Source organism: Burkholderia sp. M6-3, from assembly GCF_050858985.1.
GTDB lineage: Bacteria > Pseudomonadota > Gammaproteobacteria > Burkholderiales > Burkholderiaceae > Paraburkholderia > Paraburkholderia caledonica.
This window is the reverse complement of sequence record NZ_CP110090.1, coordinates 1,570,371-1,587,861: the sequence shown is the minus strand read 5'-3', so window position 1 is coordinate 1,587,861 and position 17,491 is coordinate 1,570,371. Positions and strand designations below refer to the sequence as shown.

The following is a 17,491-nucleotide window of genomic DNA, read 5'->3' as shown; positions in this document are numbered from 1 at the left end:
CCGCAACGGGAGCTTTTTCGGCCCTTTCGTGTCCCACCGCGTCTGACCGCCCCGCTCGTGCTTGCCGCGACCAGGCCGCCAACACGCATGATGTCTCGCGACGACTTCGGAAAACGAATTTGAAATTACATCAGGATTCCAGCGGCGCCCTCAATACCGTGACCGGTTACGGCGACGGCTATGTCGAAATCAATCTGGTGCGTCATTCCGGCAGCCTCCTCGTGCTTCCGGAAGCGCCTGTCATTCCCTGGCCTGTCTCGTCCTTCGAGCAACTGAGCCCCGAGCTTTTCTCGATGCTGGTCGAGCCCGCGCCCGAAGTGGTGATCTTCGGCAGCGGCGAGCGGCTGCGGTTTCCGCACCCGCGCCTGACTGCCGCGCTTACCGCCAAACGCATCGGCGTCGAAACGATGGACTTCAAGGCCGCCTGCCGCACGTACAACATCTTGATGGCCGAGGGCCGCAAGGTCGCGGCCGCGCTGCTGATCGAGGGCTAGCGGGTCTGGCAATCGGTGCGCCGACGCCGTATCTGTTGCGTCGGCGGCCTTGGTCCACCGCTGCGGCCCGAATTGGTCGGATGCGTTCAGCCAGCGTTGCTGTCGTGGCCCGGAGTGCTGTGGCGACAGCGCTGCTCCAACCGCGCTGGCAGAGCATCTGACGCCAAATGCAGCAGCCCCGCCCTCGCCGGGTCACGGACGATCACGTACACTGCGCGCCATCTATGCGAAGCCGGCGGTCCGGAGATCAGCGATTTTGGCTCCCGTCACTGCCGCTGCGCGGGCCGCTCAGTTCGCCGTGGCAGCGGCCAAGGCCTGTTCGTCGCGCGCGCCGGGTGCCGGGTGCCGGACGGCGCACGCAGCAGCGCGCGAAATGCGCCGGCACGTTGACGGGCCATAAGGCCTGGCGCGAGCCAAGGCACAGCAGCACAGCAGCAGGCCGCGAAGTCCGGGCCTGCCGCCCATTCCGAATAACAACGCAGCGCCGCGCATGCGGCGTCGCCAGAAAGGTTTAAATCGATGAACGATACGCCGTCGAGGCTACCGCTCAACCGCACCGCGATTCTGCTGCTGGTGCTGGCCCTTGCAGTGATCTGGTTCGTGCCGCTCGGGTGGCGCCATCTGCTGCCAAGCGATGAAGGCCGCTACGCCGAAATGGCGCGGGAAATGTTCGTGACCGGCGACTGGATCACGCCGCGCTACAACGGCTACAAGTACTTCGAGAAGCCGCCGCTGCAAACGTGGGCGAACGCGCTCACATTCGCGTGGTTCGGCATCGGCGAATGGCAGGCGCGGCTCTACACGGCGCTCACCGGATTTGCCGGCGTGCTGCTGATCGGCTTCACGGGCGCGCGCGTGTTCAATGCGGCGACCGGCGTGTTCGCAGCGCTGGTGCTCGCGACGTCGCCCTACTGGAATCTGATGGGCCACTTCAACACGCTCGACATGGGCCTGTCGTTCTGGATGGAACTCACGCTGTGCGCATTGCTGCTCGCTCAGCGCCCGAATCTCGAGACCGCCCGTGTGCGCGGCTGGATGTGGCTGTGCTGGGGTTCGATGGCGTTTGCCGTATTGTCGAAGGGCCTCGTCGGCGTCATTCTGCCGGGCGCCGTGCTGGTGATCTACACGCTGGTCGCGCGCGACTGGGCGGTGTGGAAGCGCCTGCATCTGATCGGCGGCCTCATCGTCTTCTTCGCGATCGTCACGCCGTGGTTCGTGCTGGTGCAGCAGCGCAATCCCGAGTTCCTCAACTTCTTTTTCATCGTTCAGCAGTTCAAGCGCTATCTGACGCCCGAGCAGAACCGCCCGGGGCCGTTCTACTATTTCGTGCCGGTGCTGATCGTCGGCTTCCTGCCCTGGCTCTCGGTGGTACTGCAGAGTGTGCGTCACGCGTGGCGCCTGCCGCGCCAGCCGAATGGCTTCGCGCCTGTCACGATGATGCTGGTCTGGACCGGCTTCATCTTCCTCTTCTTCAGCGCGTCGCATTCCAAGCTGCTCTCGTACACGCTGCCGATCGCGCCGCCCATCGCGCTGCTGATCGGAATGTACCTGCCGCTCGTCACGCGGGACCAGTGGCGCCGTCATCTCGCCGGCTACGCACTATTTCTCGTAGTCGCTGCATTCGCCGCACTGTTTCTGCCGCGCTTCGGCAGTCAGCGCAATCCCGCCGAACTGTACGCGCAGTACCGCACGTGGGTACTGGCCGCGCTTGCCGTCGCGTTCGTGCTGACGCTCGCCGCACTGTGGTTCAATCGCCGCAGCCGCGCTGGCAGCCTCGGCACGATCGCGAGTTTTGGCGCGGCGTGGCTGTTGCTCGGCACGATCGCCGGCATCGGTCACGACGTGTTCGGCCGCCTCAGTTCCGGCGCACCGCTCGCGCCCGCGATCAAGGCGCAGATGGCGAAGTTGCCGGCCGACACGCCGTTCTACTCGGTCGGCGTGCTCGACCACACGCTGCCGTTCTACATCGGCCATACGATGACGATGGTCGAACATCCCGACGAACTGGCGTTCGGCGTGTCGGTGGAACCGCAGAAATGGCTGCCGTCCGTCGACGCATGGGTCGAGCGCTGGAAGGCCGACCGCTACGCACTCGCATTGATTCCGCCGTCCACTTACGAGCGGCTCCTAAAAGAAGGCCTGCCGATGCAGGTCGTTGCGCAGGACTCGCGGCGCGTCGTCGTAATGAAGCCGCTCGCAGCGGACGCGGTGGCCGCGCCGGTGGAAAAAACCCAGCAGTGACCCCATATCAGGACCTGAACGACCGATGAACCCCATTTCCCTCTTTTGCATTCTCGCCGGCGTCGCGTTGAACGCCGGTGCGCAGTTGCTGCTCAAAGCCGGAACGAATGCGGTTGGACACTTCGAATTCACCCGTGCGAACATCGTGCCGATCGCCTTTCGCATTGCGACGCAGCCGCCGATCATCGGCGGTGTGGCCTGCTATGTGATCAGCCTGGCCGTCTGGATTGTCGGGCTGTCGCGCGTGGATGTGTCGATTGCCTATCCGATGCTGTCGCTCGGCTATGTCGTCAACGCTTTCGCCGCGTGGTATCTGTTCGGCGAGGTGCTGTCGGTGCAGAAACTGGTCGGCATCGGCGTCATTCTGGTGGGCGTGGTAATAGTCGCGCGCAGCTAGCGCACCACGAACCAGGCGCAACAAAGCTGCCGCAAAGATAGCGTAAGCCGGCATCCGAACCGGCTAAGCAAAACGTAAGGTTGATCGCGGTATGCTCCGCGGTTTGCACCCTTTTTAGCCTTGGCCCGGATTTGCGCGTAGTGTGTCTTCACCGCGCCTCTTCAGGCCGCGGCCCTTTCGATCGAGCGAAGTATTCATGACCCAGTCAACCGTTCCGCCTCTGCCGTTCTTGCCGTTCGTCAAGCCGGAGATCGATGAAGAAACGATCCGCGGGGTAGCCGACGTTCTACGCTCGGGCTGGATCACCACCGGCCCGCAGAACCAGAAGTTCGAGGCGGCGCTCTCTGAATTCTGCGGCGGCCGTCCCGTGCGCACGTTCAACTCCGGTACGGCGACGCTCGAGATCGGACTGCGCATTGCCGGCGTGGGCGAAGGCGACGAAGTGATCACGACGCCCGCCTCGTGGGTGTCGACCAGCAACGTCATCTACGAAGTCGGCGCGACGCCGGTGTTCGCCGACATCGATCCGGTCACGCGCAACATCGACCTCGACAAGCTCGAGAAGGCCATCACGCCGCGCACCAAGGCGCTGATTCCGGTGTATCTGTCCGGCCTGCCCGTCGACATGGACCGCCTGTATGCGATTGCGCGCGAGCACAAACTGCGTGTGGTGGAAGACGCCGCGCAGGCGTTCGGCTCGACGTGGAACGGCAAGCGCATCGGCGCGATCGGCGACATGGTCTCGTTCAGCTTCCACGCGAACAAGAACCTCACGTCGATAGAAGGCGGCGCACTGGTACTGAACAACGAGGACGAAGCCGTCCTCGCACAAAAATACCGGCTGCAGGGCATCACCCGCACGGGCTTCGACGGCATGGACTGCGACGTGCTCGGCGGCAAATACAACCTGACGGACGTCGCCGCGCGCGTGGGCCTCGGTCAGTTGCCGCATCTCGAACGCTTCCTCGCGCAACGAAGGAAACTGGCGCGCGCATACTTCGCCGGCTTTGAGGGCGGCGCGGCACTGAAGCTGGGCGTTGGATTGCCTTTCGCCGACTTCGAGAACAGCAACTGGCACATGTTCCAGATCACATTGCCGCTGGACAAGCTTTCGATCGACCGCGCCGGTTTCATGGGCCAGTTAAAGGAACGGGGCATCGGTTCCGGCGTGCACTATCCGGCCATTCATCTGTTCTCCCTGTACCGCGCGCGCGGCTTCAAGGAAGGCATGTTCCCGCACGCCGAGCGTTTCGGCGCGACGAACGTCACGTTGCCGCTCTTCACACTGATGAACGAAGGCGACGTAGAGCGCGTGTGCCGCGCGGTCAATGAAATTTGCGAACAATACGGAAAATAAGCGGAAATGATTTATACGGAACAACGTGCCGTCGCACCGGAAGTGTCGATCATCATTCCGGTGTACAACGAGGAAGCCGGGCTTGCGGCGCTATTCGCGCGGCTTTATCCGGCGCTCGACGCGCTCGGCACGTCTTATGAAGTGATCTTCATCAACGACGGCAGCCGCGACAAATCCGCCGCGCTGCTCGCCGAGCAGTTCCGCGCGCGCCCCGACACGACCCGCGTCATCCTGCTGAACGGCAACTACGGGCAGCACATGGCGATTCTCGCGGGCTTCGAACAGTCGCGCGGCGAGATCGTCATTACGCTCGACGCCGACCTGCAAAACCCGCCGGAAGAAATCGGCAAGCTGGTCAACAAGATGCGCGAAGGTTTCGACTACGTCGGCACGATTCGCCTGCAACGTCAGGACAGCTTGTGGCGCCGCAAGGCTTCGCGCGTGATGAACCGGCTGCGCGAGCGCATCACGCGCATCAAGATGACCGATCAGGGCTGCATGCTGCGCGCGTACAGCCGCCACATCATCGACACGATCAATCGCTGCGGCGAAATCAACACGTTCATTCCGGCGCTTGCGTACACCTTCGCGCAGAATCCCGTCGAGATCGAAGTCGCGCACGAGGAGCGCTTTGCCGGCGAATCGAAGTACTCGCTCTATTCGCTGATCCGCCTGAATTTCGACCTCGTGACCGGCTTCTCGGTCGTGCCGCTGCAGTGGCTGTCATTCATCGGCGTGATCCTGTCGCTCGGCTCCGCGGCATTGTTCGTGCTGCTGCTAATCCGGCGATTCATCATCGGGGCGGAAGTTCAGGGTGTGTTCACGCTCTTCGCCATTACGTTCTTCCTGCTCGGCGTGATCATCTTCGCGCTCGGCCTGCTCGGCGAATATATCGGCCGGATCTATCAACAGGTGCGCGCGCGTCCGCGCTATCTGGTGCAGACCATTCTCGAACAGCGCGACGGCGCGGCCGTGGTTGACATGCCGCGTCAAACCGTCGTGCAGGCAATTCAACCGGCGCCGCTCGCCGACCATCAAGGCGAGGGCCCGAACCGATGAAACCGCGCGCCGTCGTATTCGCGTATCACAACGTCGGCGTGCGCTGCCTGCAGGTACTGCTCGCGCGCGGCGTCGACGTGGCGCTCGTCGTCACACACGAAGACAGCCCTACGGAAAACATCTGGTTCGGCAGCGTGGCGACGGTCGCGGCCGAGCACGGCATTCCTGTGGTCACGCCCGCAGACCCGAAGAGTCCCGAATTGCGAGCGGCCGTCAGCGCGGCACATCCCGACTTCATCTTCTCGTTCTACTACCGCCACATGCTGCCGGTCGACCTGCTCGCGCTCGCCGCGCGCGGGGCTTACAACATGCATGGCTCGCTACTGCCGAAGTACCGCGGCCGCGTGCCCACCAACTGGGCGGTGCTGCACGGTGAAACCGAAACCGGCGCGACGCTGCACGAAATGGCCGCGAAGCCTGACGCCGGCGCAATCATCGCGCAAACGCCGGTGCCGATTCTGCCCGACGACACCGCGGCGCAAGTGTTCGACAAAGTCACGGTGGCCGCGGAACAGACGCTGTGGCGCGTCCTGCCCGCGTTGCTCGCCGGCGAAGCGCCGCATCTGCCGAACGATCTCTCGCACGGCAGCTACTACGGCGGGCGCAAGCCGGAGGACGGCCGCATCGACTGGACACAGCCGGCTCAACAGGTCTACAACCTGATCCGCGCAGTCGCGCCACCCTATCCCGGCGCGTTCACCGACATCGACGGCCGGCGTTTCGTCGTCGCGCGCGCGCGGCTCGCGGCGCCGGGCGCGCTTCGCCCGGATTTGCCGCCGGGCCTGCACGTAGGCGATAATGGCGTTTTCGCGATATGCGGCGACGGTCGCGCGATCGCCATCCACGAATTGCGGCATCAGCACGACGGCACTGAAACCGTCGTCACTCCGGCCACATTCGCCCAGCTCATTCAAACTCCCCGACATTTATGAAGAAAGTCCTGATCCTGGGTGTGAACGGCTTCATCGGCCATCACCTGTCCAAACGCATTCTCGAAACGACCGATTGGGAAGTCTTCGGAATGGACATGCAGACCGAACGTCTGGGCGATCTCATCAATCATGAGCGGATGCACTTTTTCGAAGGCGACATCACGATCAACAAGGAGTGGGTCGAGTATCACGTCAAGAAGTGCGATGTGATTCTGCCGCTGGTCGCGATCGCCACGCCGGCCACCTACGTGAAGCAGCCGCTGCGCGTGTTCGAACTCGACTTCGAAGCGAACCTGCCGATCGTGCGTTCGGCGGTCAAGTACGGCAAGCATCTGGTATTTCCGTCAACCTCCGAGGTCTACGGCATGTGCACGGACGAGCAATTCGATCCGGAAGAATCGCAACTGTCGTACGGCCCCATCAACAAGCCGCGCTGGATCTACGCGTGCTCGAAGCAGTTGATGGACCGCGTGATCTGGGGCTACGGCATGGAAGGTTTGAACTTCACGCTGTTCCGTCCGTTCAACTGGATCGGCCCGGGCCTCGACTCGATCTACACGCCGAAGGAAGGCAGCTCGCGCGTGGTCACGCAGTTCCTCGGCCACATCGTGCGGGGCGAGAACATCAGCCTCGTCGACGGCGGCGCACAAAAGCGCGCGTTCACGGATATCGACGACGGCATCGGCGCGCTGATGAAGATCATCGAGAACAAAGACGGCGTCGCAACGGGCAAGATCTACAACATCGGCAACCCGACCAATAACTTCTCGGTGCGTGAACTCGCGCACAAGATGCTGACGCTCGCCGCGGAATTTCCGGAATACGCGGACACCGCGAAAAAAGTCCAGCTGGTCGAAACGTCGTCGGGCGCGTATTACGGCGCCGGCTATCAGGACGTACAGAATCGCGTGCCGAAGATCGACAATACGATGCAGGAACTCGGCTGGGCGCCGAAGTCCACCTTCGACGAAGCGCTGCGCAAGATTTTCGAAGCGTATCGCGGCCACGTCGGCGAAGCACGCGCGCTCGTCGAACAGCAGTAAGGGCTGATCCTTGGCCCGAATCGTCCTGAAGATCGACGTCGACACGCTGCGCGGCACACGCGAAGGCGTGCCGAATCTCGCGCGTATTTTCGACCGCTTCAAGGCGCGCGCCACTTTCCTCTTCAGCCTCGGCCCCGACCACACAGGTTGGGCGATGCGCCGCGTGCTGCGGCCGGGCTTTTTGCAGAAGGTGTCGCGCACGTCGGTGGTCGAGCACTACGGGCTCAAGCAGTTGATGTACGGCGTGCTACTGCCGGGGCCGGACATTGGCGCCAAGGCGGCGGCGGAAATGCGGGCGATCCACGAAGCCGGATTCGAGTGCGGCATTCACACTTGGGATCACGTGTACTGGCAGGACAACGTGCGCTCGAAAGATCGCGCGTGGACGTCGGCGCAAATGCAGAAAAGCCACGACCGTTTCATCGAAATCTTCGGTGCGCCGCCCGTCACGCACGGCGCGGCCGGCTGGCAGATGAACGGCCATGCATTCGAGCAGATCGACGCGTGGGGCATGCACTACGCGTCCGACGGCCGGGGTCATTCGCCGTATTTCCCTGTGGTCGACGGAAGAACGCTCGCACATGTGCAGATGCCGACCACGCTGCCCACGCTGGACGAAGTACTCGGCGTGGACGGCGTGGACGAACACAACGTCGCGGCCTTCATGCTGAAGCACACGGAAACGAACCCGCACGATCAGGTGTTCACGCTGCACGCGGAACTCGAGGGTCAGAAGCTCGCGCCGATCTTTGAACAGCTGCTGGAAGGCTGGCGTGCACAAGGCCACACGTTTGCGACCATGGGCGACTACTACGCCACGCTGGACCGCGGCGCGCTGCCATCGTACCCTGTTACGTGGGGCGAAATTCCAGGGCGCTCCGGCGAGCTGATCGTCCAGCCGTGACTGGCCGCCCGGCATGCTGAATTCACGCAGCCATTGAGTGGCTGTCCGGCAGCCCGTCCTGACGACCCAACCGCCACGCGAGAACATGCGCGCACCGGTAGCCCCTTCCCCCAACTCGATGCCAGGCCGACGCCGCCTTGTCGGATTCACACCGCGCCGCCGCCTATAACAACCGGAGAACCTCGTGTCCATCGCAGTCGACCAACCCATCCCCGACTTCACCGCTCCCGCCACCGGAGGCGAGATCACGCTGTCCAAACTGCGGGGCAAGAAGGTGGTGCTGTATTTCTATCCGAAGGACAACACGCCCGGCTGCACGACCGAGGGTCTGCAGTTCCGCGATCTCTATCCGAAGTTCAAGAAGGCCGGCGCGGAAATCATCGGCGTGTCGCGCGACAGCCTGCGCTCGCATGACAACTTCAAGGCAAAGCTCGAATTGCCCTTCCCGCTAATCTCGGACCCGGAAGAAAAGCTGTGCGCGCTCTTCAACGTCATCAAAATGAAGAAAATGTATGGCAAAGAAGTACGGGGAATCGAGCGCTCCACGTTTCTCATCGATAGTGACGGAGTGCTGCGCAAGGAGTGGCGCGGCGTGAAAGTGCCCGGGCATGTCGACGAGATTCTGGAGGCTGTACAAGCGCTTTGAGGCGCGTTATATTGGGTTGCAATGAGTGCCTGTCCACCCCAAAATTTTCGTCGCTGCGCCACATTCGACGGCTGCTTTGCCGGATTCATCGGGTCCGTCGGAGTCGTCAGGCGCAATGCGAACACCGTAGGCGAGCCGCTTGCCCCGTACGCCGGGGCGGCGGCTTTTTTATTGCGCGCAGCCGTTCGTTCACTCGGCCGCGCGTTCATCGTTAAGGAGCCGATCGAAGACCAGGCGAACCGGCATCTCTAGACCGAATGCGCGCCTCCGGGCGCAAACTGCGTGCGCAACATCGGCACGGGCAGAATGCGACAGGCGGCGCACGATATGTGACCCGATTATTTCGAGGGAAACCATGCCTTTGCCTACCCCCCCCAGCAAGCTCGGCAATCTCCTGCCGCCTGACGAATACAAAGCCAAAGCCGCCACACCGGCGCGCTCCGCTTCGAAGAAACAGGCCGAAGGCGAATCCGCGGAGCCGGCCGATTACGGCCGCGCAAACGTCGCCACGCCCATGGCGCACGCTGCCAATGCCGCGACCACGTTGCGACCGGTGCCGGCATCGTCGGCGGCCGTAACGGGGACCGCAGCCGACGAGGCCGTTCAGGCACGCGGTGCGTCGGGCTCCGGGCGCAAGACGAGGCAAACCGCCGCGCTGCTGCAACCGGTTCCCGCTGCCCGTCCGCAAGCCGAACCCGCCGCGGAGCCTCAGCCGGCCGTCGCACGCACGCCGAGCGCCAAGCAGCCCACGGCGAGTACGCCGGCCGCCGCGCCTACCGCGCGCGGCACGAGTAAGAAACGCGGCACCGCCGCCGAGCCGGTCGAAGTCCAGAAGCTCTTCGTGCTGGATACGAACGTGCTGATGCACGACCCGAGCTGCCTGTTCCGTTTCGAGGAACACGACGTCTATCTGCCGATGATGACGTTGGAAGAACTCGACAACCATAAGAAAGGCATGTCGGAAGTCGCGCGCAATGCTCGCCAGGTGAGCCGCACGCTGGACGCACTGGTCGCGAACGCGGGCAACATGTCCGAGGGCATTTCGCTCGCGCGTCTGGGCAGCCGCGAGGCGTCCGGGCGTCTGTACTTCCAGACCAAGCTGACCGCGATCGAACCGGTTGAAGGTCTGCCGGAAGGCAAAGCTGATAACCAGATTCTCGGCGTCGTGCGGGCGTTGCAGCGCGACCGGATGGATCGCCAGGTCGTGCTGGTGTCGAAAGACATCAACATGCGCATCAAGGCGCATGCGCTCGGCCTGCCCGCCGAAGATTACTTCAACGACCAGGTGCTCGAGGACAGCGACCTGCTGTATTCGGGCATCCGCGCACTGCCGCAGGATTTCTGGACCAAGCACGCGAAGGGCATGGAGAGCTGGCAGGACACCAAGACGGGTACCACGTATTACCGTGTGACCGGTCCGCTGTGCCCGTCGATGCTCGTCAACGAATTCGTTTATCTCGAGCCGCAAAACGGCGAGCCGGCGTTCCACGCGCTGGTGCGCGAGTTGAACGGCAAGACAGCGCTGCTGCAAACGCTGCGTGACTATGGCCACCACAAAAACAACGTGTGGGGCATTACGGCGCGCAACCGCGAGCAGAACTTCGCGCTGAATCTGTTGATGAACCCCGAGATCGACTTCGTGACGCTGCTCGGCCAGGCCGGCACCGGCAAGACACTCGTTGCGCTCGCGGCGGGTCTCGCACAGGTGCTGGACGACAAGCGCTACAACGAGATCATCGTGACCCGCGCCACGGTGCCGGTTGGCGAAGACATCGGCTTTCTGCCCGGCACGGAAGAGGAAAAAATGCAGCCGTGGATGGGCGCATTCGACGACAACCTCGAAGTGCTGCAGAAAACCGACGACGCGGCCGGCGAATGGGGCCGTGCCGCGACTCAGGAACTGATCCGCTCGCGCCTGAAGATCAAGAGCATGAACTTCATGCGCGGACGGACGTTCGTCGACAAGTACCTCATCATCGACGAGGCGCAAAACCTGACGCCGAAGCAGATGAAAACGCTGGTCACCCGCGCGGGTCCCGGCACGAAGATCATCTGCCTCGGCAATATCGCGCAGATCGACACACCGTATCTGACGGAAGGCAGTTCGGGCCTGACGTACGTGGTCGACCGTTTCAAGGGTTGGGCGCACAGCGGCCATGTGACGCTCGCCCGCGGCGAACGCTCGCGCCTTGCCGATTACGCGTCCGAAATCCTTTAAGAATCAACTAGCTGGCTGGACTTCGGAGCCGCGCCCGGAACATTCCGGGCGCGGCTTTTTTATTGCCGCGGCGTCTTTGGTCAGCAACACTTAGCGCATTAACTTCAAGTAATTTGTCAAGACTTCTTGCCGCTTCCGCATTTCACCGGCTACCATCCGGACATCGTCCGTCTTTAAACGAGCGTTTACCGCTTTACTCTTTCATGCGCCGACTTGCGTTCTCGCTGCTGACCGTGTTGCTGCTCGCCGCCTGTGCCGGCGCGCCGCAGAAGACGTCGTCGCGCGGTTCGTCAGGTGCCAGTACCGTCGCAAACGGGGCGTACCGCGCGCCGCCACCGGGTTTCCCCAACTTCGTCGATCACAGCATTGGCCGCGAGGAAATTTCTATTCAGGCAATGAGCCTTGTCGGCGTACCCTACCGTTGGGGCGGCAACACGCCGGATAGCGGCTTTGATTGCAGCGGCCTGGTTCGCTATGTGGTGTCGCGCGCGGCGTCGGTGAATTTGCCCCGCACGACCGCCGATATGAGCGGACGCGGCGAATCGGTCGAACCGGACGAGATCGCGCCCGGCGATCTGATTTTTTTCAACACGACCGGTCGCGCGCACTCGCACGTGGGCATTTATGTGGGCAAGCTGCGCTTTGTCAACGCGCCGTCGACGGGCGGCACTGTGCGGCTCGATTATTTAACCAATCCCTATTGGGCGAAGCGCTTCGACGGCATTCGCCGCGTGGCTGGACCGGCCGCGAAGCCGGTGCCGTTCGACGCGCCTAGCTACCAGGCGGCAGCGCCGCAGACGGAGCGTGCGATAACACCAGCGGCCAGCACGGCAGATCGCAGTGGCGAGGCGCTGGCGGTGAACGCACCGTTGGCTGCGACTCGAGCAGTTTCCGCCTATTCGACCGGTTCATCGCCTTCCCAAGTAACGGCTCGTGCAGGCGCCGAGCCGCGCGCGTCATCGAATGCTGCGGCCGAGCCGGCCCTTGCGACTACCGCGGCAACGCGCGCGCCGCAGGCCGATCCCTTCGAACCCCCGCCGCCTGCTATGAGCGCGGCGCAGATTCAGGCGCGCGCAGCAGGCGCAGTGTCGCCGACGCCTGCTCTGTCGGCTCAGGCCAATGGGTATGACGGAGGCGCGAGCGCACCGGCTCAACGACAAGCCGATGCAGGTGCCCCGCCCGTTTCCCAAACGGCCACCGCGCGGGGAGCCGATGCAATCGACGCAGCCGCCGATGCGTTCGAGCCGCCACCGGCCTCTTCAGTCGCAGCACGTCAGGCACGCCAGGCGCGGCAGGCGGATGCGGCAGAACGCGCATCGGCCGATAACGGCAGCGTGCAGATCATGCGAGCCTCGACGGCCTCACGAGGCGTCGCTGCCCCATCGCAAACAAACGACGACCCGATCGCCAGGTTTGCCAACGGAAACTTCTAGCTAGCCGACCTACCTGGCGCGTGCGCTGTCACGCGTGCGCACGGTTGAGATGGCTATGGACCATTGGCATTGCGACGGGTCGCAAAGTGGCCGCAGTTTCTTCAAGACCGAGCAGTCGCTCGACTTACGCGCTCCCTCTTCCTCGACGTCGGCGAATACATGATCGCAGCCAGCGGCCCGCAGATAGTTCAGACGCGCCTCGGTGAAACACTGATACTTGCCGTGACGCGGGCTGGAACTCGACGTATTCAATCAGCCGCTCGGCACCATGCGATCCAGCGCCAATGCGTCCCGCTTCTATGACGCTAGTCGAATGACTCCCCAATCGGCTTCTCCATAATTCGTTATCCTGAATTAATAATCGCGGTCGACGAACAAGTCGCGTGGGCGAGGCGCGCGGACATTCTCATACATGAGATGGCGAGCCAAAGCCGCCCGAAGTTTTCACACCACACATCACGGCAATTTGACTCGTCCGATTTCCGCACTCACAAGCGCCGTCCGCAATCGCGGCTCGGCCAGCACAAGTTGGCCGCCGATCTGCTATCGTCATCGGTATTCTTCCGAACGGGTGGCGACAATGGATCTCGGGCTGAAAGACAAAGTGGTGCTGGTCACGGGCGGCAGCAAAGGAATCGGCTTTGCGTGTGCCCGGGCTTTCGCGCTGGAAGGTGCGAAGGTGGCAATCGTTTCGCGTGACCCAGCCAATCTGGCGCGCGCCTACGAACAGCTGAAGCAGGAAGGCTTGCATGTACATCGCACGCGCGCCGATCTGCATGAACCGCATAGCGCCGCCGACATCGTCGAGGAAGTGAGCACGGCCGTCGGCCCGATCGACGTGCTCGTCAACAGCGCCGGCGCGGCGCGGCGCTACGACCCCGAAACGCTCGATGCAGACGCGTTTCGCGCCACGATGGAAGCGAAGTATTTCCCTTACATCTACCCGCAGCAGGAAGTGCTGCGCCGCATGGCCGAGCGCGCGAAAAGCGGCGATCGTGCTGAACCCGGCACGATCGTCAATATCATCGGCATGGGCGGGAAGATCGCGAGCGATATCCATATCGCCGGCGGCGCCGCCAACGCCGCATTGATGCTGGCCACGGTCGGCCTAGCCCACTACTACGCGCGCTACGGCATTCGTATCAACGCAATCAATCCGGGAGCAACGCTCACCGAGCGCGTCGAAGAAGCAGTCCAGCTCGAAGCAACGCAACAAGGCATTCAGAGCGCCGAGGCGCTAGCGCGTGGCCAAGCCCGAGTGCCGCTGGGGCGTTACGCAAAACCAGAGGAAATTGCAGATGTCGCGCTGTTTCTGGCGAGCCGCCGTGCGAGCTATGTGACGGGCGCGATCGTCCCGATGGATGGAGGCAGCGCGCCGCTAATTTGAGCAACGTGCGCCGTGCGTCAATCCAGTAACACAGCGCTGCGGCTGCGGGGCGAACGTCCTGCCGTCCGCCCGCAGCCTGCCAGTTACAGGAAGTGGTGGCCGAGCCACCAGGCGGCGCCGGCGAGCGCCGCTGACGCCGGAATCGTCAGAATCCATGCCCAAACGATGTTGCCGGCCACGCCCCAGCGAACCGCGCTCAGCTTCTGCGTCGCGCCCACGCCGACGATCGCGCCAGTGATCGTGTGCGTGGTGGATACCGGAATACCAAGCCAGGACGCGGTGAACAACGTGATCGCCCCGCCCGATTCGGCACAAAAACCGCCTACCGGCTTGAGCTTGGTGATTTTCTGACCCATGGTCCGGACAATTCGCCAGCCGCCGAACAATGTGCCAACCCCCATCGACAGATAGCAGCCGCCGATCACCCACAGCGGCGGCGCCTCCGCGATCGACGACGCATAGCCGGTTGCGATCAGCAGCATCCAGATAATGCCGATGGTTTTCTGCGCGTCGTTACCGCCGTGGCCAAGGCTGTACAGACCAGCCGACACGAGTTGCAGACGCCGGAAGCGCCGGTCGACCTTGCTCGGCGGCGTACGGAAATAGATCCACGACACGGCCAGCATGAAAAACGAACCGAGCACAAACCCGAGCAGCGGCGAAATGAAAATAAACGCCACCGTCTTGAGCAGTCCGTCGAAGTTGAGCGAGCCCCAGCCAGACTTGGCAAGCGCCGAACCGACCAGCCCGCCGATCAGTGCGTGCGAGGAACTCGACGGAATGCCATAGTGCCACGTGATCACGTTCCAGCCGATCGCGCCCACCAAGGCGCCGAAAATCACGTAATGATCGACGATGCCGGGGTCTATCGTGCCTTTGCCGACAGTCGCCGCCACTTTGAGGTGAAACACGAAATACGCGACGACGTTGAATGCCGCGGCGAAAGCCACTGCCTGCTGCGGCTTCAGAACGCCGGTCGAGACGACGGTGGCGATTGAGTTGGCCGCATCGTGAAAGCCGTTCATGAAGTCGAAAATCAGCGCGACGGCAACCAAGCCGGCCACGACCCAGATAGCGAGTTGTATCGATTGCATTATGCGTTTTCCAGCACGATGCCTTCGATGATGTTTGCTACGTCTTCACACTTGTCCGTGATCGTTTCAAGCAATTCGTAAATGGCTTTGAGCTTGATCAGGGTTTTGACGTTGTCTTCTTCGCGGAACAGCTTGGACATGGCCGAGCGCAGCACCCGGTCGGCCTCGGACTCCAGCCGGTCAATCTCCTCGCACGCTTTCAGAATCTGGCTTGCCTGCTTCATGTCGGACAACAGGCTGACGGCGAATTGCACCCGCTCGGAAGTCGCCGTGCAGATGTGCGCAAGCTGGCTTGCCTCGGAGGTGACCGACTGGACGTCGTAAAGGGAAATAGCGGTGGCGACGTCCTCCATCAGGTCGAGGATGTCGTCCATCGTGGTGATGAGCTTATGGATCTCATCGCGGTCAAGCGGCGTGATGAAGGTCTTGTGCAGCAGGTCGATGGTTTCGTGCGTGAGTTTGTCTGCAGCCTTCTCGGCTTTTTGCACGTTTTGCTTATGAGTTTCGGCGTCTTGCAGATTGTCGATCAGGAGCTCGAGTTCGCGGCTCGCCGAGACGATGCACTGTGCGTGCGCATTGAAAATATCAAAGAACTTGCCCTCGGTGGGCATGAATCGACCGAACATTGGGATCCCGAAAATTGGTCACTTAATGGCTGACATAAAACCGCCATATTGTACCGTTGCGGGCCCGATGTAGCACTTTGCAAAGCGCGGTTACAACAGCGCCTATTGCGTTTGCGCGATTTTCCAGTCGCGCCGCCGCTATTCGCGATTAGTCGCCGTAGAAATTCTGCGCGCCCGCAAAGTTGTCGAACTTCGTGTATTGGCCGTGGAACGTGAGCCGAACCGGTCCAATCGGACCATTCCGCTGCTTGCCGATAATGATTTCGGCCGTGCCTTTATCCTGGCTGTCGGGGTTATACACTTCGTCGCGGTAGATGAACAGGATCACGTCGGCGTCCTGCTCGATAGCGCCCGATTCACGCAGATCCGACATGATCGGCCGCTTGTTCGGACGTTGCTCCAGACCGCGATTGAGCTGCGACAAAGCGATGACTGGCACGTCCAGTTCTTTCGCGAGGCTCTTGAGCGATCGGGAGATTTCCGAGATTTCGGTGGCGCGGTTTTCACCGGACGACGATCCGCTCATCAACTGTAAGTAGTCGATGATAATGAGCCCGAGCTTTCCGCACTGACGCGACAGACGCCGCGCGCGCGAGCGCAATTCCATCGGATTCAGACCGCCGGTCTCGTCGATGAAAATTTGCGCCTCGCTCATTTTCTGCACGGCGTGCGTGAGCTTCGGCCAATCCTCGTCGGTCAGACGGCCGGTTCGCATGCGGTGCTGATCGAGGCGGCCGACCGAGCCGAGCATACGCATGGTGAGCTGAGAGCCCGGCATTTCCATTGAGAACACAGCGACCGGCAAGCCGTATTCGACAGCGACGTACTCGCCGATGTTCATCGAAAACGCCGTCTTACCCATCGACGGACGTCCCGCAACAATGATCAGCTCGCCGCCGTGCATGCCCGAGGTCATGCGGTCAAGGTCGACAAAACCGGTCGGCGTGCCCGTCACGTCGCTCGGATTCGCCGTGTGATACAGCGTGTCGATCCGCTCGACGACCTGAGTCAGCAGCGGCCCGATTTCAAGAAAGCCTTGCGTGCCACGCGCGCCGTCTTCGGCGATCGAAAACACCTTCGATTCCGCTTCGTCCAGCAATTGCCGAACTTCTTTGCCTTGCGGATTGAAAGCGTCGGCCGAGATTTCGTCGGCAACGGAAACCAGCCGGCGCAGCACCGCGCGGTCGCGCACGATTTCCGCATACCGCCGGATATTCGCCGCGCTCGGCGTGTTCTGCGCGAGTGCGTTCAGATACGCAAGGCCACCAACCTCTTCCGCCTTGCCCGATGTTCCGAGCGCTTCGTAAACGGTAATGACGTCGGCCGGACGCGTCGCTGCGATGAGCTTGCCGATGTGCTCGTAGATGATGCGGTGATCGTAGCGATAGAAATCGCTTTGCGACAGGAAATCGGCAATCCGGTCCCATGCCGCGTTGTCCAACAGCAAACCGCCCAGCACCGATTGCTCGGCCTCGATCGAATGCGGCGGGACTTTCAGCGACTCGAGTTGGGGATCTTTGGACGGTGCGTTCATGGAGAGGAATTATCGTGGAAATCAGGCGACCGCGGCCAGCGGAACGAGCAAAAAATAACGCGCACAAAAAAGGCAGGGGCCGGTTGCCCGGCCCCTGCCCTCAGCCAGCAACAACCTGGCCACCAC

At 62.4% G+C, this 17,491-nt stretch carries 16 protein-coding genes; 13 read left to right on the top strand and 3 right to left on the bottom strand.

Features of this window, described 5'->3' with window-relative positions; all coding sequences use genetic code 11:
* The first annotated feature begins 119 nt into the window (after positions 1 to 119).
* The 12 genes from OH764_RS06920 to OH764_RS06865 all read left to right on the top strand — a co-directional run bounded on the left by OH764_RS06920 (position 120) and on the right by OH764_RS06865 (position 14,111).
* On the top strand, positions 120 to 494 hold the full coding sequence (locus OH764_RS06920) for an Mth938-like domain-containing protein (protein WP_027778440.1): 375 nt from the start codon (positions 120 to 122) through the stop codon (positions 492 to 494).
* A 519-nt stretch (positions 495 to 1,013) separates the two neighbouring features.
* A complete protein-coding gene (locus OH764_RS06915; protein WP_498848503.1) occupies positions 1,014 to 2,735 on the top strand; it encodes a glycosyltransferase family 39 protein in 1,722 nt (573 codons plus the stop codon).
* 25 nt (positions 2,736 to 2,760) lie between these two features.
* Positions 2,761 to 3,132, top strand: coding sequence for an SMR family transporter (locus OH764_RS06910; RefSeq protein ID WP_020065824.1), 372 nt, complete (start codon positions 2,761 to 2,763; stop codon positions 3,130 to 3,132).
* Between the two features lie 196 nt (positions 3,133 to 3,328).
* Positions 3,329 to 4,489: a DegT/DnrJ/EryC1/StrS family aminotransferase gene (locus tag OH764_RS06905; RefSeq protein WP_498848502.1), complete on the top strand. Its 1,161-nt coding sequence runs from the start codon at positions 3,329 to 3,331 to the stop codon at positions 4,487 to 4,489.
* A gap of 6 nt (positions 4,490 to 4,495) precedes the next feature.
* Positions 4,496 to 5,548: a glycosyltransferase gene (locus OH764_RS06900; protein ID WP_498848501.1), complete on the top strand. Its 1,053-nt coding sequence runs from the start codon at positions 4,496 to 4,498 to the stop codon at positions 5,546 to 5,548.
* Entirely contained in the window at positions 5,545 to 6,480 is a 936-nt protein-coding gene (locus tag OH764_RS06895; RefSeq protein ID WP_087750970.1) for a formyltransferase, read from the top strand. The genes OH764_RS06900 and OH764_RS06895 overlap by 4 nt, the downstream gene beginning before the upstream one ends.
* A complete protein-coding gene (locus OH764_RS06890) occupies positions 6,477 to 7,523 on the top strand; it encodes a bifunctional UDP-4-keto-pentose/UDP-xylose synthase (RefSeq protein ID WP_020065820.1) in 1,047 nt (348 codons plus the stop codon). The genes OH764_RS06895 and OH764_RS06890 overlap by 4 nt, the downstream gene beginning before the upstream one ends.
* 10 nt (positions 7,524 to 7,533) lie before the next feature.
* Entirely contained in the window at positions 7,534 to 8,427 is an 894-nt protein-coding gene (locus OH764_RS06885) for a polysaccharide deacetylase family protein (protein WP_498848500.1), read from the top strand.
* Between the two features lie 184 nt (positions 8,428 to 8,611).
* A complete protein-coding gene (locus tag OH764_RS06880) occupies positions 8,612 to 9,073 on the top strand; it encodes a peroxiredoxin (RefSeq protein WP_498848499.1) in 462 nt (153 codons plus the stop codon).
* Between the two features lie 355 nt (positions 9,074 to 9,428).
* Positions 9,429 to 11,291 carry a PhoH family protein gene (locus tag OH764_RS06875; RefSeq protein WP_087750968.1) on the top strand — a complete coding sequence of 621 codons (1,863 nt, stop codon included), beginning with the start codon at positions 9,429 to 9,431 and terminating at the stop codon, positions 11,289 to 11,291.
* A 203-nt stretch (positions 11,292 to 11,494) separates the two neighbouring features.
* Complete coding sequence (locus OH764_RS06870) at positions 11,495 to 12,724, top strand: C40 family peptidase (protein WP_498848498.1); 1,230 nt, start codon at positions 11,495 to 11,497, stop codon at positions 12,722 to 12,724.
* A gap of 580 nt (positions 12,725 to 13,304) precedes the next feature.
* Complete coding sequence (locus OH764_RS06865) at positions 13,305 to 14,111, top strand: Rossmann-fold NAD(P)-binding domain-containing protein (protein ID WP_498848497.1); 807 nt, start codon at positions 13,305 to 13,307, stop codon at positions 14,109 to 14,111.
* 83 nt (positions 14,112 to 14,194) lie between these two features.
* Here the strand turns inward: OH764_RS06865 and OH764_RS06860 are convergent, their stop codons facing one another.
* Entirely contained in the window at positions 14,195 to 15,205 is a 1,011-nt protein-coding gene (locus OH764_RS06860; protein ID WP_498848496.1) for an inorganic phosphate transporter, read from the bottom strand.
* Positions 15,205 to 15,765, bottom strand: a complete 561-nt coding sequence (locus tag OH764_RS06855) for a DUF47 domain-containing protein (protein ID WP_498848771.1) — start codon at positions 15,763 to 15,765, stop codon at positions 15,205 to 15,207. The genes OH764_RS06860 and OH764_RS06855 overlap by 1 nt, the downstream gene beginning before the upstream one ends.
* Between OH764_RS06855 and OH764_RS06850 the strand changes: the two genes are divergently transcribed.
* A complete protein-coding gene (locus OH764_RS06850; RefSeq protein ID WP_498848859.1) occupies positions 15,703 to 15,864 on the top strand; it encodes a hypothetical protein in 162 nt (53 codons plus the stop codon). The two genes, OH764_RS06855 and OH764_RS06850, sit on opposite strands and share 63 nt — an antisense overlap.
* A 115-nt stretch (positions 15,865 to 15,979) precedes the next feature.
* Here the strand turns inward: OH764_RS06850 and OH764_RS06845 are convergent, their stop codons facing one another.
* Positions 15,980 to 17,365, bottom strand: coding sequence for a replicative DNA helicase (locus OH764_RS06845; protein ID WP_020065810.1), 1,386 nt, complete (start codon positions 17,363 to 17,365; stop codon positions 15,980 to 15,982).
* Positions 17,366 to 17,491: the final 126 nt, after the last annotated feature.